The organism is Litoreibacter roseus (genome assembly GCF_009811795.1).
In the GTDB taxonomy this organism is placed as follows: domain Bacteria; phylum Pseudomonadota; class Alphaproteobacteria; order Rhodobacterales; family Rhodobacteraceae; genus Litoreibacter; species Litoreibacter roseus.
In genome coordinates this window covers 12938-35579 of the sequence record NZ_BLJE01000008.1, presented here as the reverse complement: position 1 = coordinate 35579, position 22642 = coordinate 12938, and the positions used below count along the sequence as shown (strand labels likewise).

At 59.3% G+C, this 22642-nt stretch carries 25 protein-coding genes; 18 read left to right on the top strand and 7 right to left on the bottom strand.

Annotated elements, in window-relative coordinates; genetic code table 11:
* The first annotated feature begins 9 nt into the window (after positions 1-9).
* From KIN_RS20985 to KIN_RS20920, 14 genes are all read left to right on the top strand, one after another.
* A complete protein-coding gene (locus tag KIN_RS20985; protein WP_159810861.1) occupies positions 10-291 on the top strand; it encodes a TrbC/VirB2 family protein in 282 nt (93 codons plus the stop codon).
* On the top strand, positions 291-569 hold the full coding sequence (locus KIN_RS20980; protein ID WP_159810859.1) for a VirB3 family type IV secretion system protein: 279 nt from the start codon (positions 291-293) through the stop codon (positions 567-569). Before KIN_RS20985 ends, KIN_RS20980 begins: the two co-directional genes overlap by 1 nt.
* Positions 559-2940: a VirB4 family type IV secretion/conjugal transfer ATPase gene (locus KIN_RS20975; RefSeq protein ID WP_159810857.1), complete on the top strand. Its 2382-nt coding sequence runs from the start codon at positions 559-561 to the stop codon at positions 2938-2940. The genes KIN_RS20980 and KIN_RS20975 overlap by 11 nt, the downstream gene beginning before the upstream one ends.
* A complete protein-coding gene (locus tag KIN_RS20970) occupies positions 2931-3116 on the top strand; it encodes a hypothetical protein (RefSeq protein ID WP_159810855.1) in 186 nt (61 codons plus the stop codon). The genes KIN_RS20975 and KIN_RS20970 overlap by 10 nt, the downstream gene beginning before the upstream one ends.
* Entirely contained in the window at positions 3113-4219 is a 1107-nt protein-coding gene (locus KIN_RS20965) for a lytic transglycosylase domain-containing protein (protein ID WP_159810853.1), read from the top strand. The genes KIN_RS20970 and KIN_RS20965 overlap by 4 nt, the downstream gene beginning before the upstream one ends.
* 35 nt (positions 4220-4254) lie before the next feature.
* On the top strand, positions 4255-4989 hold the full coding sequence (locus KIN_RS20960) for a type IV secretion system protein (RefSeq protein ID WP_159810963.1): 735 nt from the start codon (positions 4255-4257) through the stop codon (positions 4987-4989).
* Positions 4986-5381, top strand: a complete 396-nt coding sequence (locus tag KIN_RS20955) for a hypothetical protein (RefSeq protein ID WP_159810851.1) — start codon at positions 4986-4988, stop codon at positions 5379-5381. Before KIN_RS20960 ends, KIN_RS20955 begins: the two co-directional genes overlap by 4 nt.
* Complete coding sequence (locus KIN_RS20950; RefSeq protein ID WP_159810849.1) at positions 5381-6394, top strand: TrbL/VirB6 family protein; 1014 nt, start codon at positions 5381-5383, stop codon at positions 6392-6394. The genes KIN_RS20955 and KIN_RS20950 overlap by 1 nt, the downstream gene beginning before the upstream one ends.
* The gene (locus KIN_RS20945) at positions 6391-7056 is read left to right on the top strand and encodes a VirB8 family type IV secretion system protein (protein WP_159810847.1); all 666 of its coding nucleotides are present in this window, start codon (positions 6391-6393) and stop codon (positions 7054-7056) included. The genes KIN_RS20950 and KIN_RS20945 overlap by 4 nt, the downstream gene beginning before the upstream one ends.
* A 3-nt stretch (positions 7057-7059) precedes the next feature.
* The gene (locus KIN_RS20940; RefSeq protein WP_159810845.1) at positions 7060-7791 is read left to right on the top strand and encodes a TrbG/VirB9 family P-type conjugative transfer protein; all 732 of its coding nucleotides are present in this window, start codon (positions 7060-7062) and stop codon (positions 7789-7791) included.
* Between the two features lie 3 nt (positions 7792-7794).
* Positions 7795-9216 (top strand): TraB/TrbI/VirB10 family type IV secretion system protein, encoded by a 1422-nt coding sequence (locus KIN_RS20935; protein ID WP_159810843.1) that lies wholly within the window; start codon positions 7795-7797, stop codon positions 9214-9216.
* On the top strand, positions 9213-10199 hold the full coding sequence (locus tag KIN_RS20930; RefSeq protein ID WP_159810841.1) for an ATPase, T2SS/T4P/T4SS family: 987 nt from the start codon (positions 9213-9215) through the stop codon (positions 10197-10199). Before KIN_RS20935 ends, KIN_RS20930 begins: the two co-directional genes overlap by 4 nt.
* Positions 10200-10446: 247 nt before the next feature.
* On the top strand, positions 10447-11319 hold the full coding sequence (locus KIN_RS20925) for a tyrosine-type recombinase/integrase (RefSeq protein ID WP_159810839.1): 873 nt from the start codon (positions 10447-10449) through the stop codon (positions 11317-11319).
* A 10-nt stretch (positions 11320-11329) separates the two neighbouring features.
* On the top strand, positions 11330-12538 hold the full coding sequence (locus KIN_RS20920; protein ID WP_159810837.1) for an IS91 family transposase: 1209 nt from the start codon (positions 11330-11332) through the stop codon (positions 12536-12538).
* A gap of 360 nt (positions 12539-12898) precedes the next feature.
* On the opposite strand, the gene KIN_RS20915 is transcribed toward KIN_RS20920, so the two are convergent.
* Positions 12899-13342 carry a hypothetical protein gene (locus tag KIN_RS20915; protein WP_159810835.1) on the bottom strand — a complete coding sequence of 148 codons (444 nt, stop codon included), beginning with the start codon at positions 13340-13342 and terminating at the stop codon, positions 12899-12901.
* A 27-nt stretch (positions 13343-13369) separates the two neighbouring features.
* The gene (locus tag KIN_RS20910) at positions 13370-13738 is read right to left on the bottom strand and encodes an antibiotic biosynthesis monooxygenase family protein (RefSeq protein WP_159810833.1); all 369 of its coding nucleotides are present in this window, start codon (positions 13736-13738) and stop codon (positions 13370-13372) included.
* Positions 13739-13835: 97 nt separating this feature from the next.
* Here KIN_RS20910 and KIN_RS20905 point away from each other — a divergent pair, with 97 nt between their 5' ends.
* The 4 genes from KIN_RS20905 to KIN_RS20890 all read left to right on the top strand — a co-directional run bounded on the left by KIN_RS20905 (position 13836) and on the right by KIN_RS20890 (position 17119).
* The gene (locus KIN_RS20905; protein WP_159810831.1) at positions 13836-14300 is read left to right on the top strand and encodes a MarR family winged helix-turn-helix transcriptional regulator; all 465 of its coding nucleotides are present in this window, start codon (positions 13836-13838) and stop codon (positions 14298-14300) included.
* Between the two features lie 144 nt (positions 14301-14444).
* Entirely contained in the window at positions 14445-15077 is a 633-nt protein-coding gene (locus tag KIN_RS20900) for a tyrosine-type recombinase/integrase (RefSeq protein ID WP_037306600.1), read from the top strand.
* A 291-nt stretch (positions 15078-15368) separates the two neighbouring features.
* Positions 15369-16628 (top strand): ImmA/IrrE family metallo-endopeptidase, encoded by a 1260-nt coding sequence (locus tag KIN_RS20895; RefSeq protein WP_159810829.1) that lies wholly within the window; start codon positions 15369-15371, stop codon positions 16626-16628.
* Positions 16625-17119 carry a DUF4411 family protein gene (locus KIN_RS20890; RefSeq protein WP_159810827.1) on the top strand — a complete coding sequence of 165 codons (495 nt, stop codon included), beginning with the start codon at positions 16625-16627 and terminating at the stop codon, positions 17117-17119. The genes KIN_RS20895 and KIN_RS20890 overlap by 4 nt, the downstream gene beginning before the upstream one ends.
* Before the next feature lie 137 nt (positions 17120-17256).
* Here KIN_RS20890 and KIN_RS20885 read toward each other — a convergent pair whose 3' ends face one another.
* From KIN_RS20885 to KIN_RS20865, 5 genes are all read right to left on the bottom strand, one after another.
* Positions 17257-19170 carry a type IV secretory system conjugative DNA transfer family protein gene (locus KIN_RS20885; protein ID WP_159810825.1) on the bottom strand — a complete coding sequence of 638 codons (1914 nt, stop codon included), beginning with the start codon at positions 19168-19170 and terminating at the stop codon, positions 17257-17259.
* Positions 19170-21125 (bottom strand): relaxase/mobilization nuclease domain-containing protein, encoded by a 1956-nt coding sequence (locus KIN_RS20880; RefSeq protein ID WP_159810823.1) that lies wholly within the window; start codon positions 21123-21125, stop codon positions 19170-19172. The genes KIN_RS20885 and KIN_RS20880 overlap by 1 nt, the downstream gene beginning before the upstream one ends.
* Positions 21118-21702 carry a helix-turn-helix domain-containing protein gene (locus KIN_RS20875; RefSeq protein WP_159810821.1) on the bottom strand — a complete coding sequence of 195 codons (585 nt, stop codon included), beginning with the start codon at positions 21700-21702 and terminating at the stop codon, positions 21118-21120. Before KIN_RS20875 ends, KIN_RS20880 begins: the two co-directional genes overlap by 8 nt.
* 343 nt (positions 21703-22045) lie before the next feature.
* The gene (locus tag KIN_RS20870; protein WP_159810819.1) at positions 22046-22273 is read right to left on the bottom strand and encodes a hypothetical protein; all 228 of its coding nucleotides are present in this window, start codon (positions 22271-22273) and stop codon (positions 22046-22048) included.
* Positions 22270-22629, bottom strand: a complete 360-nt coding sequence (locus tag KIN_RS20865) for a DUF2958 domain-containing protein (RefSeq protein WP_159810817.1) — start codon at positions 22627-22629, stop codon at positions 22270-22272. Before KIN_RS20865 ends, KIN_RS20870 begins: the two co-directional genes overlap by 4 nt.
* Positions 22630-22642: the final 13 nt, after the last annotated feature.

Below are 22642 nucleotides of genomic sequence, written 5' to 3'. Positions count from 1 at the left end.
GGGAAGCCCATGCGAAGACTGCCACCAGGATTTCTGCCTCCTGTGATCGGAGCCGTGCTGCTGTGGGCCACCCCTGCCCTCGCCCAGGACCTCTCGCCAATTCAGACCATGCTCGAGACGGTAGAGGCAGCTTTAACCGGTCCAATCGGGATCGCCGTTGCGACGCTTGCGGTCATCGGAACCGGCTTCATGTGTATGATGGGGCGGCTAAACTGGGGCTGGTTTGCCTCCGTTGTCATTGGGATCGTGCTGATCTTCTCGGCGGGCACCATCGTTGACGGGTTCACCTGATGGCCGAACGCTCTCCCCTTTTCCTTGGACTCGCACGCCCGCCAAAGTACCTCGGTCTTCCAGTCGGCTACCTTGTGGTGCTGTCACTTGGCGTGGTCCTGCCGTTCATCTGGACGAAGTCTCTGATCTTCTTCCTTGTCGGATTCCTCGCCTATCCGGTGCTTTGGTTTGTGGCCGACAAGGAGCCGCATTTCTTCGAGGTGCTGCGCGTTTCCTATGGGGCGGTGCGGGGAACGCGGAACCGATCCCTGCACAGGGGAGACAGCTATGGCGCTTGACGGTGTCGGATATGCAAAACCAAGTGCAGCGCTCTTCGAGGTCAGCGGGGCGGCTTTGGCACGCGAAAGCCATCTCGCCGAACATCTGCCTTTCGTCAGCTTTGCCGGATCGAACATCATGGTTCTGCGCGAGGGCGATCTGATGGCAACCCTGCGCCTTGATGGTCTTGCGTCGTCTACAACACCAGATGCCGATCTCGACGCAATGAAACGCGCTGTTGCAGCCGTTATTGCCCAGACCGGAAACCTTTATGGCTTTTACGTGCATCGCATGTTTGTGCCACAGGATGTGGCGCTGACCTCCGTGGAAGGCGACGGCTTTGCGGCCAAAATCGATCGCCGGTGGCAAACGCACATCTCTGATCTCGCGCCCAAGAAGTCGCAGCTCTACCTAAGCATTCTCCGGCGTCCGGAAATCGGCGCACGGATCCCGCTGCTCAACGCGTTTGCCAAGCGCACATGGATGAAGGACCGTGCCGCCCGCGCGCGGGAACTGAACGAAGTGACGGGGTTCTTTGAAACCGCTCTTGGCTCTGCCAAACCGGTGCGGCTCGACAGGAACACCGGTGAATGGCTCGGGTTCCTGAGCACATTACTGACTGGGAAATACGCGCCAATTGCCAAGCCAGCTGCGCCCCTGCCGCTCGCCTATGCGCTCGGCTCCTGCCGCGCGACATTCGATGGCGACACGGCGACCATTGCCTGCGCGACAACGGATGCCACACGCTTTGGCGCGATCTTCAGCATCAAGAGCTACCCTGCCCTCACCGATGTTTCTCTGTTTGACGGCCTCGACCTGCCCCTCGATGTCGTTTTGACCAACTCTTTCTCGCCGATCCCCACCAACATCATGGCGGAACGGATCCAGCGAATTGTCCGGCAAATGCGTGCCGCCGATGATGCCGCCGTGTCCTTGCGCGATCAGCTGATGGAGGCAGCTGACGATCAGGAAGCCGGGCGGATCGCCTTCGGCGACCACCACCTGTCCGTCGCCGTCTACGCACCTGACAAAGAGACGCTCGAACAGGCCGCCGCGGAGGTCAAACGCCTCGGCCAGGAAATCATGGCCGTGATCGTGCGCGAGAACATGGCGCTCAAGGCGACCTACTTTGCACAAGCACCCGGAAACTTCGGATATCGAGCGCGAAAAACGCCCATCTCCACCACGAATTTCGCCGACTTTTCGGCGCTGCATGGCTGCGTCGAAGGCCGTTCCGACACAAACACGCCATGGGGGTCACGCCTGACAGTGTTCCCGACGACCGGCACATCTGCCTATGGTTTCAGCTTTCATGAATCCGGATCTCCAGACCGAGAACCCACGGTCGGCCACACGCTTGTTTTGGGGCGGACAGGTAGCGGCAAAACCCTCACGACGGCGTTTCTGGCAGCCCAGGCGCAACGGATTGGGGCCCGATTGTTCTTCTTTGACAAGGATCGGGGACTGGAGATGGCCGTTCGTGCTTTGGGCGGTCGCTACAATACGATCCTTGCAGGCATCCCCACCGGCCTGAACCCGCTCCAAACGGAAACTGACGAACGCGGCCGTGCCTGGCTCTCGGATTGGCTTGCGACACTTCTGGCCCATGCTGGAAAGCTATCGGGAGAGCAATCGCGTCACATCCAGAGTGCGGTGTCGCAAAACGCGCAAGCCGGGCCATCGCTACAACGTTTCACATCCTTTCAGACCCTGTTCCAATCGCTTGACGATGAAGGTGAGTTACAGGCCCGGATTGGCGAGTGGGCTCCGGGCGGACGGTTTGGCTGGGTCTTTGATGAGCCGTCAGATGGCGCACCCCTCGATATGGCGGGCGACATTATCGGGTTCGACATGACCGAGATTCTGGACATGTCGACCGAGCGCATGGCCGTCTTGTCATACATCCTGCGTCGGATCGAACGGCTTGTGGAGGATCGCCACCCGACAGTGATTGTTCTCGATGAAGCTTGGAAGCTCCTCGACGATCCGTATTTTGCGGCCCGCCTTGAGAACTGGCTTGTGACACTCCGCAAGATGAACTGCGTCGTCGTGATGATGACGCAGTACCCCAGCCAATTGCGTGAGGCCCGGGTCGGGAAAACGATCATCGAAACCGTGCCGACGCAAATCCTGTTCCCGAATGACCGGGCGACACCTGCCGACTACGATTTCCTCAGGGTCAACGAAAAGGAAGCTGACCTGCTGACCCGGTCCACCGCTGGGCAACGGATCGCCCTGGTCCGGTCCGCGGGCGACAGCGTGTTCATCGATGCCGATCTCTCCGCACTCGGTCCTCTGCTGCCAATTCTGGGGGGCGGACAATCCGGCGAAGCGCGCCTTGGACGCAACTGGCGCACCACCCAAGACTTCTGGAGGATCGCATGCGACTAGGCCTCATTTGTCTCGCTGTCCTGCTTGCCGCCTGTGAGCGATACACGGACGCGACGTCGCCCTGCTTTGGCAATGACGGAAAGCCCACGGTTTCGCGGGCCAACTTGGACACCCTGTCGTTCGCGACAAACCTGTCGCAGGACTGCGTCTTCGAAGACATCGGACGACCCCAATGAGGCTGGTCGCGGGGGTCTCCACATTCCTGGTCTGTGCCTCTCCTTCCGCCGAGGCGCAAGGCGTTCCGACACAAGACAATGCGGGGCTGGGACAGCTCTTCTCGATCCTCTCGCACTTGGGCGAAGACATAGAGACACAACAAAATCAGCTGGGAACAGCAAGATCGCTGTCTTCTGTGCAAGCAGATCAGTTGCGCGTTCTGGAGGCAATGTCGGCCGCCCTTTCGGGACCGGGCCTCGATGTCAGGGCCTTGGAAGGCAATGCCGACTTCCCTGTCGGAGACATCTATCCGGTCACCTCAAATCATCCGATGGACAGCAGGCTCTTTGGCGAGGGCCGTGAAACCATCGAGATGGCGATCGTGCGCGTGGCGGGAGAGTTTGCTGGCGCACCCGGTGTCCGCAGGGCTGGACTGTCCGCCACCCAGTGGCGTTGCCTGTTTCAGGCGCTCATCAAGCAGGAAAGCCGGTTCAGCGTGACTGCACAAAGCCCAGTCGGGGCCTATGGTCTTACACAGCTGATGCCCGGAACCGCGTCGGACATGGGCGTGGACCGATACGATGTGATGGACAATCTGCGCGGCGGCGCACGCTACATCACCACGCAGCTCAATACCTTCGGGAATATCCCGCACGCGCTTGCGGCCTATAACGCCGGGCCGGGCCGAGTTCAGGAATATGGTGGTGTCCCGCCGTTTGCAGAGACCCAAGGCTACGTCCGCAACATCTCCAGGTTCTACAACGAGTACCTGGCTGTTGTCGGCGGTGCCGATGCGCTCGGCACGCTGTCCCCATCCGACATGGCTCTGGCCGAATACAGCAGCATCTCGGAAGCCAGCATTTATTATGCGGCCGACAGCCATGCGACGACGCAACAGGTGATCAATCGGCTCGCCGCGATCATCCGGCAGATCGATGAAACGCCGGACATCAAGCGTGCCTTCGAGCTCAACACCTACGCCAAGGCCGAGATCGGCCGCATCCTCAACCTTCGTGTTCGCCTGATGGCTGCCAACCGTCAGCGCGAGGCAGCGCATGGCCAACATCTGGCCGCTGACCGTCTTGCTGAACGCGACTTCATGCGCATGGGAGTAGTCAGATGAAAGGAAAGACCTTCGGAACCGCCTTAGCCACACTGATGGCCGTCACGCCGGCAGATCAAACCAATGCACAAGGTGTGCCAACCTTTGACAATTCGAACCTCCGGCAGCTTGTTCTTCAACTTGAACACATGGCTGAGGATCTGAACGTTCAGCTTCAGCACCTCGCGACCATGCGGGAGGAGCTGGAAACCCAACTCAGCCAGCTTCTCAATCTCGAAGCGCAACTAGCCTCCCTGGTTGACGGTAATGAGCTTGGCCAGCTGTTTGCGACGGTCGAAGAATTCGAACGTGTACGCGGCAAGTTGACCGCGCCGCTGGCGACGGCCGAGGCCATATCGAGCGGTGATTTCCTGAGCGGCTTTCGCCCGGGCGCGGAGTTGGACGCCGCGGTCGAGCGCGTCCTGTCGGGCAGCGGGTTCACGCAGGAGCGCCTGACATCGCTCTCCACAAGCGAGGAACCTGCCGACAATCGTATCGCGGTGCAGGCCGGATCCAGCGCGATGCTCTCTGTCGCTGCTCAGGAAAGCCACAGCGAAGCGGGCGAAAGCCTTGGTCGGCTGGAATCCATGGTGGGCCTGATCGACGATCAAGACGGATTGAAGGCGGCCGTCGATCTCAACACGCGCGTCACCGCAGAACTCGGGATCATCCTCACCCAAATCTGGCGTCTCGAGGCAGCGGCGGGGGTCAACGGCGGGCAACTCGGTGTCGTCGATGCGGCCACGCTGGCGGAAGAACGAAAATTTCGCTCGATGGAGGTCCCGAAATGATCCACCCCTCCACAACCCTCCTGTTTGCAATCCTGATCGCCGCTTCCACAATCAGCGTGCGCGCTCAAACCTCTCGGGACGGGTTTGAAACGATGGCGCAACCCACCGAAGATCAGAGCGAATGCAAAGCGCCGCGGCCACCGAAGGACCTCGCGGAGACCGCCTACATTCGCAACGGCTACCGCGCGATCCTACGCATCATGGCTGCCAAAAAATGGCAAGAAACCGGTTCGTGCGATTGCTTTTTCACCTCGATTGAATGGGATCAAGTCTTGGAAGCAAGCACAGAATACCACGTTTTCGATGACGAGAAACGCCCCTTTGACACATCTGAGCTCAGAAAGCTTGCGGATCGGCTATTGGCAGAACGTGACGCGGCCTGCGGAAGCTGATGGGCATTATTCGAGATATACTCGAACAAGTCGATGAAGCGATCGACAGCGTCGCCGAGTCAGGTTTCATAGACGCTGCAGCGGTGATCGGCGATGTGCTGTCCATCGGCGGTGTCGTTCTACTTGTCATACTCGGCATTTCTGTTGTGATGCAGCTTCGCCCCATGACATTTGGGAGCGCTTTTGCTTTTGGCCTGAAGTTCACTCTCATATCCATTTTTGCGCAGAGTTGGGCGAACTTCGAGATCGTCTACCGAATTGCCGTGGACGTACCAGATGGCATTGGGGCGGCAATCCTAGACCTAACCGATTCCGGCGATGAAGCTGGCGTGTACGAAAGCCTAGACAGCATGGTCAACCGGATCACGGCCTACGGCGATGCGATCGGGGACCGCGCGGGGTGGGTGTTCGGGGCCGTCCTAGGCGCGATCTTTTTTGTCCTCTCCGCCGTGTTCGCGGCAGTTACCGCCGGGATCATTGCCTATGCCCGGATCGTTTTCACACTGATGATCGTGATCGCACCGTTCATGATCCTCACATCGCTCTTCAAACCGACCCAGTCGCTGTTTGAGGCTTGGACCCGCGCCACCATCGGTTACGCCCTGATGCCAGTTGCGGCGGCGGGTGCCGCTGGCATTATTGTGGCCATCGCCGAGGCGATCGGGGATGCCTCTGCTGATCCTGACAATGTCGAAACTGTCAGTCTGATCCTCCCCTTTCTGGTCATTCTGCTCCTGTCCGCGGGCGTTATGGCCGCGGTTCCGTTTATCGCTTCGAACCTCACCGGTGTGATGGGGATCGCGTCGAACGCCATAGGTTTGACAGGGCTGGCGCGCCGCGGCGTGGTCAATGCAAGCGAATACGGTGCAGGTGGGGCCGGACGTGTGCTCACTGGTCGGACACCCTATGAGTTGCGTCGTGATGTCAGCGGTGCAGCCACGAAAAGTAACGAGCTTATCAGGCGCACACCGGCAGCCGCGCTCGCGCTCACCAAGTCATTTCGCAAGACATGACGCGTGCCGAGCTCGATCAGGACGCCTTTGAGGCAGACTTCATCTTCGGTCCGAGGCGGAGAGAGCGGTTTGCCTACTTCGTTGCCGCGGCGGGCGTAATCGTCGGCGTTATCGGATTTGTAGGCGCCGTATCGCTGTTCCCGTTGAAGACGGTGGAGACGTTTGTGGTCGTGGTTGACAAGGAAACGGGAGAAATGGACCGGGTTGCCGCCGTCGAAGCGCTCACGCTCGATGAGAGCGATGCCGTCATTCAGGCCAACCTGGTCGCCTATGTGGACGACCGCGAGACCTACGATCTGACGGATGGCGAAGAGCGGATCAACTCCGTTCTGCAGAGGTCGGATGAAGATGCCGCGCGCACCCTTCGGGATCTTTGGTCGTCCACGAATCCTAACTACCCGATCTCGGTCTATGGCCGTGAGGCAAAGATCGATGTGGTGATCCGGTCGGTCAATCAGGTCGAAGCCGGTGTTGCCCAGGTCCGCTTTACAAAGACCCTTCGAAAACCGCGGGACAACCGTACGGTGACAAGGCCCTACGTGGCCACACTCCGATATGAGTTTCGGCCGGAGACCCGTCAGCGGCTTCAGCAAGTCTGGGCGAACCCGCTTGGCTTCGTCGTGACTTCGTACCGCGTCGATGCCGAAACCTTGGAGAATTGAACGATGGTGTTGCGTACCGCCCTGCCCTTTCTGCTGATCACACTGGCATCAGGCGAGGCGCTTGCGGAGGCGACACCGCAGGGAGGCCCCAAGGACATTCGTATCCGCTATGCGGTCTATGACGAGCAACAGGTCTTCCGGATTGAAACGGACCTTCGGCATTCAACTACGATTCAGTTTGGTCAGGGCGAGAGCTTCGAGGCCGTGATCGTGGGCGATACCGAAAGCTTTCAGGTCGATCCTATCCCGGAGCTCGGGAACGTTCTGACCATCAAACCGCATGTGCAAGGCGCGTCGACCAACATGAGCGTCATCACCAACCGTCGTAGCTACACATTCCATCTCCGGGAGGGGTCCATCCCCGGGCGTACCGGCATGTTTTTCGAAGTGCGGTTTCGCTACCCGGGCGACGACCGACGCGCGACGTCGGCCAGTGCGCAACCAAAGGGATTTCAGGCCCCGCGCAACTACAATTACAAGGTTGCGGGCGACGGAGATTTCCGACCTGTCACCGTCTACGACGACGGTCGATTCACCTATTTCACGTTTCCTGAGACCGGGCGCCAACCCGCGATCTTCAAAGCCGACAATCGTGGCCGCGAGAGGACGATCAATTGGACGCAGACCGGAAATACGGTTCGCGTCTCTGGCGTAAATGAGTTCTGGACACTGCGGTTGGGCGAGGATGCACTCTGCATCTACCGCGACACCTCCACCATCTATGTGAGTAACTGATCGATGGCGGAGGATCCCAACCTTCAAGAACGCCTCGGCAAGTTCAATGACGGCAGCCGAAGGAAGTCACGCTCTCGGTTCGGTGTCACGGCGCTTGCGCTCGCTTTCAGCTTGGGCGGTGCGGGCGTCGCGTACTTCCTTGCAACCGAATGGCAAACCGATACCGACCGCCTTCAAACCTCGGACGTAGAGCCATTTCAGGATGATCGCCTTTCCAACGGTGGACGTTTGGAGTTCCCCACCGACGAAGCCGACCAGCGGGTCAACGACGCAATTATCGCTGTCGAAGAAGCGCTCGAAGTGCCTGCCCCGGCCACACCAGAAATCGAACCAAGCGCGGAAGTCTTGGCAGAACTCGCGGAACTCCGCGAAGCACTGGCTGCGGCGCAAGCGGAGCGAAACGCCGAGATCCAATCAGCTGTAAGTGACCTACGGGATGCCTTCGCCGATCAGACGAGCGCGCTGGAGGCGGCAGTGGCAGAGCGCGACGAGAGGCTGGCCACCCTTGAGCGAGAAAACGAAACCCGCCTGAATTCTCTTCAGAGCCTTCTAGACGCGGAACGCGCGCAGCGCGAGGCGCTCGAAGCAGAGCGTGCCAATGATGCACTGATCCGGGATCAACAACTCCTTGAGGAAAGACGTCGGCAGGAGCAAGAACAACAGCGTCGCGAGGCCGAGCGTAAAGCCGCCGAGCTTATGACGGCCCAGATCAGATCACCCGCTGTTGTTTATTCTACGGGGTCAACCGCGTCGCCCTCCGGCACAGGCGGCCCTCCGAACGGACCGGCCAGCGCTGACATTCCTCTGAATGAGAACGAGACCTATCTCAGGGGTGCGGCGCAACCTCTTGAAGTGGACGAAGCAACGCAGATGGAACGCCCAGACCGGACCCTCGCGCAAGGGTCGGTCATTCAGGCCGCGCTTCAGACCGCCATCAACAGTGATCTGCCAGGAAACGTCGTCGCTGTCGTCGCAGAGCCGGTCTATGCTTTTTCCGGGGATGCTATTCTCATCCCGCGTGGATCACGCTTGTTTGGGCAGTATCGATCAGGCGTGGAGGTGAATCAGAAGCGGATACTGGTGCTCTGGACACGCATTCTCACGCCAGATGGGGCGTCCATGCAGATTGCGTCGGTTGGTGGGGATCAGCTTGGACGATCAGGCTTGACCGGGCTTGTAGACACCAAGTTTGACGAGCGGTTTGGAGGTGCTGCGCTGATTTCGATCATCGGTGCCGCTCCCGCCGTCGCGGCGAATTCAACCGAGGACGAAGTTACCCGCGAGGTCCTGGAAGAAGTCGGAAACGACCTTGAGGATGCGACAAGTTCGGTCATTGCCGATCAGGTATCGATCTCCCCGACCATATATGTCGATCAAGGTGCGATGGTGACTGTCCTCGTCGACAGGGACGTCGTGGTCTATTGAGCGATACGGCTCTGCCATCCTCATATCTCGAACAGTATCTGGAACCATACCGCGATCTGATCCTCGGCGAAGACGTTGTTGAACTGGCAATCAATCCCGATGGACTTGTCTGGGTTGAACGTCAGGGCGCAGAGGCAATGGAGCGCGTCGATCGCACGATCGACGACTCAGCCGCGTCCAACCTTGCAGCGACACTGGTCGGGGATGCCCGCGCAAAAGTCTCGGAAAAATCGCCATTGGTCTCGGGCAAAATCGAGTACCAAGGCCGACCGCTACGCATTCAAGTGGTCGTTCCGCCTGCAGTCGAGAGGAGTGCTGCAATCTCTATCCGGCTGTTCGGCATCGGCGATCAGACGACCTTCGAGCCCGAATATCTCTTCGATGCGCCGGTTTCGCTCGATGAACGACGACAGTCAAAGGTGGAAGAAATTCAGAAGCTTGCAGAGTCAGACCTTGCTGGCGCACTGTCGCTGCTTATTCGGCATCGACTGAACCTTTTGATCAGTGGTGGAACGTCCACCGGCAAAACCACGTTCGCGCGGCATCTGCTAAAATCGGTCTCGAACGACGAGCGGCTGATCACGATCGAGGATGCCTTCGAACTGTTTCCAACCCAACCGAACAAGGTTTGCCTCCTTGCGGAACGCATACCGGCTTCTGAACGCTCAACAAACGCGCTTCTGCAAGCCAGCCTTCGTATGCGGCCGGACCGAATTGTACTGGGCGAGTTGCGCGGATCCGAAGCACTCACATATCTCGAAGCGATCAATACTGGCCACGGCGGATCGGTCACCACGATTCACGCGGAAACCGCTGAACTGGCCATTGACCGCCTGGCAATTATGGTTCTGCAAGCCGGAACACCGCTAACCTTTGCCGAAGTTCAGACCTACATCCGCAAGTCCATAGATGTGATCGTTCAACTGGGTCGATCGCAAGGCCGGCGAGGCGTGTCTGAGGTATTGGTGGTTGGAAGCGACTGACCGGCCCAAAGCCGACCTTGAGCCTGATCTCTGAATGCTGCACCAGCAGCCCGCATTACGGACATTCGTGCAGTGCGCGGCATTTGGGGTGGGTCGGATGACTGCAGCGCGGGACAGGGACGAAACCGCTCTCGCGGTATTGGCGCTTTTGGCGGGTGATGCGCGCTGAACTGGGCGCCGCGATTTTGTAGATGGGCGCGCCTGTTGGACGATTGGGACCTTCTCAATTTGATGACAGGAGGTTCCGATGACGGACCAGTATGTGCCTGCGCTGCGCCAGCGCTTTCTCGAAGACATGCGGATCAAGGGGCTGCAGCCCAAGACGCAGACGATGTATTTGCGGGCGATGCGCGACTTCACGCGTTTTCTGGGGCATGCGCCGGATAGCGCGACCCCTGAGGAGTTGCGGGCGTTCCAACTCCACATGAAGGAGCGGGGTGTTGGGGCGCCCACGTTCAACAACCGTCTGACGGTGCTGAGCTTCTTCTTTGCGACGACATGCCCGCGCCCCGAGATGAAGCGGCATATGCGCTACCAGCGGGCGACCAAGAAGATTCCCGTGGTGCTGAGCGCCGAGGAGGTTGCGCGTATCCTCGAAGCGGCACCCGGGCCGGGTTTGCGGTACCGAGCTGCCTTCAGCGTGGCCTACGGCGGCGGGCTGCGCGCCAGCGAGGTCACGCACCTCAAGGTCGGGGACATTGACAGCGACCGGATGCTCATCCGGGTTGACCAGGGAAAGGGCCGCAAGGATCGGCACGTGATGCTGTCGCCGAGCCTGCTGGAATTGCTACGGGATTATTACCGCGAAGCGCGGCCCGCAGGCTGGCTCTTTCCTGGTCGCAACCGGGTCGATCCGATCTCGACGCGGCAGTTCAACCGCGCCTTTGGCGTCGCGTGCGACTTCGCCGAGATCAGGAAGAAGGTCTCTCCGCACACGCTACGTCACAGCTTCGCGACACACCTCCTGGAGGGCGGGACGGATATCCGGGTGATCCAAGTATTGCTCGGGCATGCCAAGCTGGAGACCACGACGGTCTATACCAAGGTGGCGACCAAGACGATCCGGGATGTGACCAGCCCGCTCGACCTGCTGGTGCGACGGGAGGCTGGGTCCGGCTGACCCCGGTCCCATGTCCCGTCCCAGACTGGAGGTCGCGGATATCTTCCGCGCCCATGGTCCTGCCTATCGCGGCGCGCAAGCCGAGCATCTAAACCTGCATCAGTTGAAGGTCATGTCCGCGATCGAGACGTGCCGCAGCGCCGCCCTGGGTGGGCACGTGTCGGCTTGCACCAAGTGCGATCATCAGCACATCGCCTACAACTCCTGTCGCAACCGGCATTGCCCGAAGTGCCAAGGCAGCGCGGCACAGGATTGGATGCAGGCGCGCATGGAGGACCTGCTGCCGGTCGAGTACTTCCATGCGGTGTTCACGCTGCCTGCGCCAGTCGCGGTCATTGCGCACCAGAACAAGGCGGCGGTTTATGGGCTGCTGTTCAAGGCCTCGGCCCAGACACTGCTGGCCATCGCCGCCGACCCCAAACATCTGGGCGCACGGATCGGCATGACCAGCGTCTTGCATACCTGGGGCTCGGCGATGACGCATCACCCACATGTGCATGTGATCGTGCCAGGCGGAGGAATGTCACCAGATGGCACGCGATGGATCGGCTGTCGCCCGGGGTTCTTCCTGCCGGTGAAGGTCCTGTCCCGGCTGTTCCGGCGTCTGTTCCTCGAAGGGTTGGCCAGGTTGCACCAGGCGGGGAAGCTGCGCTTCTTCGGTAATCTGTCGGAGTTGACCGATCCGGATACCTTCCAGGCCCGTCTCGCGCCGCTGCGCAAATCCGACTGGGTCGTCTATGCCAAGCCACCCTTCGGCGGACCCGAAGCCGTACTGGCCTACCTCAGCAGATACACCCACCGGGTCGCGATCTCGAACCACCGCCTCGTCAGCGCAGATGCCGACACCGTGGCCTTCCGGTGGAAGGACTACCGGATCAAGAAGGGCGATCGCATGAAGGTTATGCGCCTGCCAACGGCGGAGTTCATCCGCCGCTTCCTGATCCACGTCCTGCCCTCCGGCTTCCACCGCATCCGCCATGCGGGCTTCCTCGCCAACGGCATCCGTCGTGACCGGATCGCGATGATCAGGCGCTTGCTCGACAGCGAACCAGAGCCGGATCAAATGGCCGACGAAGCTCCGCTCACCGGCGCTGACGAAGACGAAGACGGCCAGCTTCAGCCTTGCCCGAAATGTGGCGGCACGATGCGTATCATCGAAACCTTCCTGAGCGGTCAAACCCCGCGATCCCGCGCGCCACCTTGGGAGGATGCCGCATGATCCATCAATCGAACCCGGCCCAACCTTCCGGAGGCGCCGGACCGGCCATTGCGACCAGTCTCATGACGTCGACAGCGAAAAAGATGTTAAAACCAGCGCGCGCGTCCAGACGGCGCCATCTACCCATCAAAGACGATCGGTCAACGCGCCATGACACCAAAGCGGCTGCCGCTCCGCTCCCCAACCAACGCGACGGTTGCACACAATCCCCATAGCCGCGAAAGCTACCCGCGCTTTCCTCCTTGTCAGATTTATCGCCGCTGCAGCTCACGCTGACAGCAGCCACAAACCTTAGACTTAGCTGCCGTCAAATCTGGAGACTCAAATGTCCGCTACGTTGCACAAACCTAGAACATAGCCTCAATTGGTGCGCTTGATCCGTCCTGTCATTTTCAGACCGTCGCGAATGTTCAGACCCATCATAGTGAGGTTGGCCGCACCGGCGGTCAGTTCTACGATTTGAATAGTATAAAAGGTGCTGTCGAATTCGCCTGCGGCCGCCTTGCCAGCCAGAAACCAGGCCGCGGGCAAGAGTATCAGCAGGCCATTCAGCGCGATGATCGGCATACGCTTCTTTTTGGCCCTGGCCGGGGCATCCTTACGACGACGGCCCATTGCCATGCCTGATCCCCCAACGATTGCCATTGCGGGAATTAGGATGAACATGCCGTTCAGAATCCAACTTTTGATCGAGGCAATCGTTTCATGGCTTGCAAACAGCTCGCTGATCGCTGTCGAAGTCCAGAAACTCAAGATCGTCACGAAGCCGATACCACCGGCGATGGCGTGAATGCGCTTTTTCAATGGTTCATCGCTTTCTTGGAGTGACCGTCAGGCGGTACAGCAGTTCTGCACAGCAACCTTTTCGAAGAGATGCGGAGCAGTCACGGCGCTGGATGGATAGTGGCTGAGCGCACTTTGAAACTCCGGGTTTGTAAAGGCCGCGCGGAAGTCGGCGACCGAGTCCCAGATGGCGTAGTTCAGATACATGCAGCTTTCGCCAACGGCCTTGTGCAGCTGTGTGCTGATGTAACCGGGCTGTTTCTTCATCCACTCCGCGTCGCCTTTCCAGGCGGCAATCAATGCATCCTGGTCGCCAGCGTCTACGGTGAACAGATTGACCAAAACGACCGGCCCGGCGTCAACGCCAAGCTGTTGGTCAATCGGACAATCGGGGTCGAGAGGTTTGAAGTTGACCATCTGACATACTCCTTGGATTGAAAATTGGTGACATGTTGTCAATTATTGACTCAATAACGACTTTGACAACGCATTGTCAAACCAATACGCATTTGCCATGGCAGATGAAAAATGGTCCGAGGCCGGTGAAGCCGTCACAGCTTTGATACTGGATGTGTTCCGGCTGAATGGCAGGCTGCAGCTGGCAGGCGACCGGCTGGTCGCGGAGCTGGGATTGACCAGCGCACGCTGGCAGATACTTGGCGCTCTCGCTCAGGCGGACAAACCGGAATCCGTTGCCTGGCACGCGCGCAACATGGGCGTGCACCGCCAAGGCGTACAACGCATCGTAAATGAATTGGCAAACGAAGGAATTATCGAGCTTCTGCCGAACCCCCAACACAAACGCGCGCATTTGGTGGTGCTGACGTCAAAGGGCCAAAAGGTGTACGAAGAGGCGATCGCGTTGCAAGTTCCGTGGGTAAATGACCTGTCCGAAGGCCTTGCGGTAGACGACATAACCACTGCTCAAGAAGTGATAAGCTTGCTCAGAGAGCGCTTGCTTACAGCCTCCAATTCCTAATAGCCGACACGCGTTCCAACTGCAGCATCCGGTAGGTTTGGGCTCATTTGAGACCTCGGTTGCAGTGCAGCATTCCGTGATAAGTTGCCTCAGTCAACGTCGGGTTGTCGTTGTGGGAGGGAATGGCGGATCGGAGGATCAGTCATGGAAACACCAAACTTACCTGCCATTCGCGCGCTTCGGCCCGCTTGGAACAAAGGCCGTATTGTTGGTCAAAAGCGGCCCCTGAAACCGAAACATGTTTGGGCAATCCGAGTGAGGCTTGAACTTGCCGAGAACCATCGCGACCTCGCACTGTTCAATATGGCGATAGACAGCAAGCTTCGAGGTTGCGACTTGGTCAAAATGAAAGTCGTGGATGTCATGGCTTCAGGTCAGATAAAAGAACGGGCGTCGGTCTTGCAAAGCAAAACGCAAAAACCGGTGCGCTTCGAGATTTCCGAAGGGACGCGCGCCTCTGTCGAGAAATGGATGGAGGATGAACTCATGGTCGGCTCAGAGTACTTGTGGCCGGGTCGCTTCCATGAGCGTCTGCATATCTCGACCCGCCAATACGCACGAATCGTCCGAGATTGGGTGACGTCGATTGGCCTTGAGGCGACAGCATACGGCACCCATTCGATGCGCCGCACCAAGGTGACGCAGATATACAAGAAGACTGGCAATCTGCGCGCCGTACAGTTGCTTCTCGGGCATACGAAAATGGACAGCACAGTCCGATATCTCGGTGTGGAGCTCGAAGATGCTTTGGCTATCGCGGAAGCTATTGAAATCTAACATTTTGGGCCGTTCGCCAGGGCGGCCCTGAGAAGACATCTGAAGACTGAGGTACCGCTGCGGCGCCCTTTGCCAAAGAAGCAATCAACGAGGTGACACAATCGAAAGCCTTTCTATGTCGGCAGTGACAGGGCGCAAAGCAGCGGAGCCGACGACGGTGACCATCTTATCAGAAACGAGTCTTTCACCTCACACGGGCCTGAAATCCGCATGATTGAGATAACTTGGCCTAGGATCAGGCCACGAGATGACATAGCTATAGTGAGCATATCAGACCTGTGAAGCCAAACCATGTCCATCGCCGTCAATCCTGAGATCCTCGTTTGGGCACGTCAATCCGCCGGATTTGACGTAGAGGATGCGGCGCGCAAATTGGGCTTCGGAGACTCGTCGAAAAGCACCGCTACGGAAAAGCTTGCCGCCATGGAAGCAGGTGAGAAGCAGCCTACACGCAATCAATTGGCCAAGTTCGCAAACGTCTACAAACGGCCACTGATCAACTTCTACTTGGCCGAACCACCAAAGACCGGTCAGCGGGGTCAGGATTTCCGGCAAACGCCAGATTCACGTGGTAAACGTGACAACGGCTTGTTGGATGCGCTTTTACGTGATGTGAAAGCCCGGCAAGAGATGGTCCGAGATGTCCTTCTTGATGAGGAAGACTTCGAAGCCCCAAAGTTTGTTGGATCGGCAGACATTGGCCTTGGCGTCGGCAAGATAGTTGAGATGATCTCAAGTGCCTTGGCATTTGATCACACCGACATTTCCTTGCGGAAGGGCGACGCAAACGCCCTGTTTGGTAGGTTGCGCGCTGCGGCGGAGGACGCGGGTGTCTTCGTCCTCGTACTCGGCGACTTGGGGCACCACACGCTCTCGATTGGTGCCGATGTTTTTCGCGGGTTTGCTATTGCCGACCCCGTGGCACCCTTTGTCGTGATCAACGCAAAGGACGCGCGACCCGCGCGTGCGTTTACGCTGATACATGAACTTGCCCATATTTTCCTTGGGCAGACAGGTGTAAGTGGCAGTGTCTCCACGGAGCAACCGAAAACGGACAGCGCCAGGATTGAACGGCTCTGCAACGACGTTGCGGGCGAGTTTCTTTTGCCAGAAGGTTATTTTCGCAAAGCCGGCGTAAAATTTGGCGCTAACGATACCGAAGCCGCACGTGCTTGCATCGATCTTGTCGCAAGCCGCTGGTCGGTTAGCGAACCGATGGTTGCTTATCGCTTTCAACGCACCGGAGAATTGACTGACGGAGCTTATCAAACTTTGCGTCAAGAGTATCACCAAAGGTGGTTGGCCAACGTTAAGAAAGAAAAAGCAAAGCAGAAAGAAAATGACGGTGGCCCATCGGGCTACGTCATTAAGTACCACAATCTTGGCCCTGCGTTGGTTGATGTCGTGCACCGCAATTTCAAAGAACGCAACTTGACTCACACCAATGCCGCGCGACTGCTTGGAGCAAAAGCCATTTCCATTCCGGGATTTCTTAACTTCGTAGAAGTTGTCCGGCGGAAGAACATGCATGGTAATGGCCATGCTTCATGATGTATCTGCTCGACGCTAACACGCTGATCGAAGCCCATGAGACCTTCTATCCGGTCGACCGAGTGAAGCCGTTCTGGGACTGGGTGCACGCTCAGGCGGAAGCCGGGTCGATCAAGATGCCTTGGGAGGTTCATGAAGAATTCACTGGCGATGGTCTTCATGTCCAATGGATCAATGAGCCAGATGTGAAAGCGGCTCTGATCCTTGATGAGGAAATCAATCCCGAACTGATCCAACAAGTCGTCAACGACGGATATCAGGGGACCGATCCAGCCTTCAATGACATCGAGCACACGAAGTATGGCAAGGACCCATTTCTGGCTGCTTACGCACTCGTTGATCCAGTTAACCGAACGGTGGTGACACGAGAGAAGTCAAAACGGACCAAGCGCCTTGGATCAACGAAGCTACCAGATGCATGTGACGATCTAGGGATCAATTGGGTGGATGATTTCCAACTGTATCGCGAGCTAAATTTCACGGTCACCTGAACTTTGCTACGTGTCGCGATGAATGCCGTGCACGGTCAATCTTAGTCTAATGAAGTGTAGCTTCGCGACCAAGGTCTGCTTTTCAAAAGGACTGAAAGGCTTTTGCATTCGCAGCGAAGGTCAGCTTCCCGCCCCGACTACTGATCCCCAAGCAACTCATCGATGAAGTCGCCCTGCTCACTGAAGACCTCTTCCCACCGTTCCGGCACCGGTTCGTCGCGTCGCAGGGTCTCCGGGCGGGACATGCCCGCACGCGGCTCGTCCCTGTTCGACTGCATCGCGCGTGCCTGCCGACGCCGGGCGCGTTCACTTGCGGGAGCGCCCTCGTTAGTCTCCGCGGCGCTTGGCGACGGCACCGGCTCTGGTTCCTCTTGCCAAGGCCCCACCCCCTCGACGCGCGGCGGATATGGAAAGTCCTTTCCAGACTGACGCTCCGACAGTCGCTCGAAGAATGGGTCCTCGAAATACTTGATGCGCTGCGCGCGGATCGGGTGCTGAGGCGAGGCCAGAATGATGACCTCGTCCGGGTCCATGGTCCGCGCCTCTGTTTCGGACAGGAGCGGACGTTCTTCGAGCCGCGACGTGGTCGAAGTGGCCCCCAGGAGGCCCTTGTTGCGCCCATACATGCGCGTCACCGCCTCGCGCGTGGTGCTGCCGACGGCCGCCGAGACCTCCCGCACCGTTCGCTGGTCGCGCGGTGTGATGTAGAGCTTCAGTCCAGCCCCGTTTTCGAGGCTCTCACGTCCTTCTGGTCCGTAGATGCGATCAAGCGAGGCAAGAGACTGCGCGATCATCGCCACGCGACCGCCATAGGCCGCCAACGAATGGATTGCGCGCTCAAGATAAGGCATTGCCCCCATTTGCTGGAACTCGTCGATCATCATCATAACGGGCCAGGGTTCGTCTGACCCCGGTTCGTTCAATCGCAAGCTGGCGATGAGATCGGCAAACATGAGCCGCAAAAGCGGCGCCAGCGTCGCGATATGATCCTCGGAGACCACGATGTAGAGCGCATGGGGTGTCTTGCGGAACGCCGCAAACTCAAAGTCACTGGCATCCGTCGCTGTTCGCACCGCCGGGTTGTCCCACTGCTTCAGTCCGGCTGTCATCAAGGCCTGTATGTTGGAGGTCAGTAGTCTGGAGGAGGCACTTGCAGCATTGATCCAGAGCTCCCGGACCGTCGCTTCCTTGGCCTCCTCGGCATAGGCGCTGTACTGCGCGTTCTTGTAGTCGCCGCCGGTGACGATCTTGTTCACCTCGCCAAGCGTCGGTCGTCCGCGCTGGATCGCCAAAAGACAAGCCGCAACGAAGATCGATTTTCCGGCCTCCGAGAACGTGTCGAGGGTTTTGTTGTCCTTGTCGAGAAAGAGATCGGCCAGGATCGAGACTTCGGTGAACTGCTGCGCGAAGCTTGGCGCGGCGGCAATCCGGGCCAGCGGATTGTAGCGATGGGTGCTGTTGGCCCAGTCGAACGGGCTGAATCGGAACACCTCGTCGCCGTTGAGCGCGCGCAGCCGGGCCGTTTTCTCGAAATTCTCGCCTTTCACGTCGAGCACCACAACAGAGCCCGCAAAGGACAGCAGGTTCGGAATGACAAATCCCACGCCTTTGCCCGCCCGGGTTGGGGCCACCATCATCACGTGCGGAATATCGCTTGCCGAGATAAAGGGGGCCTGCGCCCTGGGTTTGCCCAGCTTGCCGCAGACAAAGCCTGTCCCCGGGGTCTGCAGCATGCCGTTGACCTTGAGCTCTCGCTTTGTCTGCCAATGCGCGGAGCCGTAATCATCGCGGTCCTGCGCCCAGGTCCAGCTGAAGGCCAGCACCGCCAGTCCGACAGCCCCAAATCCGACCGCGCCAAAGGCGACCTGAAACGCCTCGGGATGCGCTGCCCGCAGTCCCGCACTCGCGGTCCAGACCGCAAACATATCAAAGTCAGTCATACCCGTCTTGAGAGCCAAAGTGAGATAGAAACTGGCCACAATGGTGCCGAGGGCCGCCCCGCACAGCGAGCCCATGGGCACGGCAGCCCAGAGAGGCAGACGGGTACTCATCAGAAACTGATCTCGTCATCGAGATCGCGGGACAGATCCCGGCCGGTGTCCAAACCCCTGCCGCGCTGCAACTCAAGGCTGGTCTCTTGGGCCATCGCATTGGCCTTGTCCTGCTGCAAAGCGGCGGCGCGGTCGGTGAACATCTGATCACCCGTTTGCTCATGGGTCAGCTCAAGAAATTCCTGGGTGACCGTGATCTGATCGATCCGATTGGGCAGCACCTCGGCCAGGACTTCGTAATTGCCGCGGCGGAGTTCCGCGAGCCCGTCTTCGCCCAGCTCCTTGAAGAGCTCCGCCTGGAGCGTCCGCTCGACGGTGTCTTCCTGACTGTCCGACAATTGGCCATCCCGAAGCATATCGGCCAGATCCTGCAGATAGGGGTTGGGCCATGGATCGAGCCCTGGGTCGTCATCATCGATCAGCTGCAATTCGTCTGAGGCCCGCGAGAGGTCCGTGGCGACGCCCAGCTCCTTTGCCCGGTCCAACAGGCGGTCCATGAGACCATCGACCGTCTCGAGCGCCCGGTCCTGTTGCACTTCGCTGGCCTTTGAGAGTTCGACCCCCTCATTGGCGAGGACCGCGGCCATGTCGCGCTCCACCCAATCCTGTGCAAGCCCGTAATTGGTTGTACCGCCCGCCTCGATCCGCGCGACCAGCTCGTCCGCGTCGAGACCCGCTGCTGCCGCATCCGCTTTCAAAGCTTCGAGAACACGATCCTCACCGGAAGACATCGCGTCGCTCAGACGCGTGTCTCCGGACCCCGGCGGGAAGGGCTCCGCCAACTCACGCCCGAACCGCGCCCGCAGGTCTGGATCGGGCACCATCTGCGACAGGTCGCGGACGACATCTGCCGCCTTGGTCTCAAAAGCCGGACGCGCGATCGGGTCCAGTTCCTCGGCCTTGAGGCGCAAGGCTTCGATGGTCTTCTCGGCATAGTCGATGGCATCACCGACCGTTCGAATGGTCTCCATGTCGATCTCTCCTGCGGTGAAGATGTGGGATGTCTCGGACCCGAGCGAGGCGGACGCGCCCAATGACGCCGCCATCCGCCGCATCGCATAGGCAAGGTGTTTCTGGTCCATGTAATCGAGCACGTCCGCAAGGTCCCGGTAGTCTTTCGCGAAACCCACAACCTGCGCCTTGGCAATGGACCGCTCTTGCCCCGTCAGCGCGATCTCGCGCGGCAGGCGCGCGTCTTCCTTGGCCCGGTAGATTTCCTCGATGCCAGGCGCCTTCTCGAAGATGCCGCGTTCGAGACGGGTCGTTGCTTCCAGGACAACGCCGTAGCTTTCAGCAATCTCTGCCTGCTTCTCACGCATGAGCTGCGGCGACATCACACCCTCGGCCCAGCACGAGAACCAGGTCCCGTTGTTGAGACCGCGATTGTTGAGAATGATATGCGCGTGTTTATGCGCCCGGTCGTCATGCACGCTGAGCACGTAATCCCACTGATCGCCGAAGTCGCCGCTCTCGAAGAAATGCTCCGCCCAGTCGAGGGTGATGTCGCGGACCTGATCCACGCTGACATCCGTCGGGAATGAGAGCAGCATATGCGAAGTGAACCCGAGCTTCGTGGTCCCGCGCCACGTCTCCGACCAGGCCTCGACGATCTCGGCCTTCTGGTCTTCGGTTAGGACGGCCCCGTCGCTTAGAGGGTTGGTCATTGTGGAATAGCTGTAGACCGCTTTGTCGTTCACGTAGGCCAGCTGGTTGCCAAGGCTCGCCCGCGTCTTGCAGCCCCCTGCCCTGATCCGTTTGAAGACCGCGGCCCGGCTCTCCGGCATCGCGGACTTGAGCAGGTTGCGCGCGGAGACGCGTCCGGTGCGCTGGTAGCTGCGCCCCTGCCGTCGCCCTGCAAGACGCGCCTCCACCCGCGCCTGGCGCTGCCCCTGAATACGTTCCGTCTCCCAGAGCTTGCCCATCACGGCATGGTAGAGGGCCAATGGCTTAGACATTCGTCAGCACCTCCCCGCCCTCTGTTTTGGCAACCGCTTCCGTGGGAGCCCACCCGTCGCCGCGTCGCCGTTGCGCCGCCACCTTCAAGGATGCGAGGTCACGATGCGTTCCCTGAGCCAGCTCAAGAAGATCTGACAGAAGCTGACGATCTGCCATCGCAAGGTGCAGCTGTCCGCGATGGACCGACTTTGCCAGAACGCGTGCGGCGCGCGACAAATCCTGTGCCCGTTGCACCGTCTCCGAGAAAGCCTGCAGGTCACTCTGCATCAGCGACAGCACCCCACACCGTGCCCGCACCATCGCCTGCAAGGCCTGGCTCCGGGTCGCAAACCCAAGGCCCTGCCATTCGGCATCGAAAGCGCTGAGATCGGACTGTGCCGTGCGGAAACTCACCGTAACGGAAGGGTCGCGGACTTCCTGACCCTCGCCTTTCTCTTCCTTGGCAATCCGCGTCACGTGCCGCCGTGAGACGCCATAGGCCTCTGCCAGAACCTTGGGCGTTTCTCCCGCATGATAGCGCCGCGCCAGCGCGATCCGTTCTTCGAGCTTCAGGCGTTTCGGGCGTCCCTTAGTCACGTCTCAGACCCCTCGGACAAAAGTCGCAGACATTTGGCATATCCTGCCAACGTCCCTCTCATTTCATCCTCAGGGATACATCAATTCGTAACTTTGCGCAATTTGTCGTATTGCGCGCCATGCCATTGCGCAAAATCACGCCGAGTCGCTAACGTTAACGTATCATGGGTCAGGTCCAATGCTGCAGGCATCGGGCACACGAGGGGCAGCCAGCCCTGGATCAATCATGAGGACCCGTCAAAGAGCACCACATGTCGCGGCACCCGCCCTTGCATGTCATCCCCAAACCAACCAGCGACGCCTGAGAAAGATGGACCGCAACTTGCGGCCCATCCAAGTTGCGTCAGGCTGGGACACCTTCATGATCGGTCACCACCATGTTTTTCGTCACGCTGACGAACAGGGGTGTGATCTGAACCTCTGAGTTCGGGTCGTCGGACCGGGTGACAGCAACGATGGCAGCTGAAGGCGTGCCATCCACGAAACAGGAGAACAGGGCGAAGTTCTCGAAGCGGCCAGAAGTCAGCGCCTCGAAGGCGCTGATGTGATCGGAGGAGATATTGGTGCTCACGCCACGATCCCTCCGGCCTGCCGGGCACGCTCTGCGTAGGTGCTCAGCGTCGCGTTGGCCGTGAAGTGCAGGTCCCGTTCGACCGGCAACTCGAGACGTCCTCGGACGGCACAGAGTTCGCTCAACCGCACCGATCCGATCTCGGGGAAACCCAGCCCCAGATCGCAGAGACCGAAAGCGATGTCCGGGTCCGCGGGATCGATCTCGGTGAGCAGCCAGGTCGCCCCGGCATCGGGGGTGAAGAATTTGACGACCGGTTCAAAGTCGATCGTGTCCTCGCCCGCCGCGATGCGGGCCTGGTTGATACGACCGTTCTCGGCCAGTTGTTCGCGGACGGTGTGCGGTAAAAGCTCCATGGGAGGTCTCCTC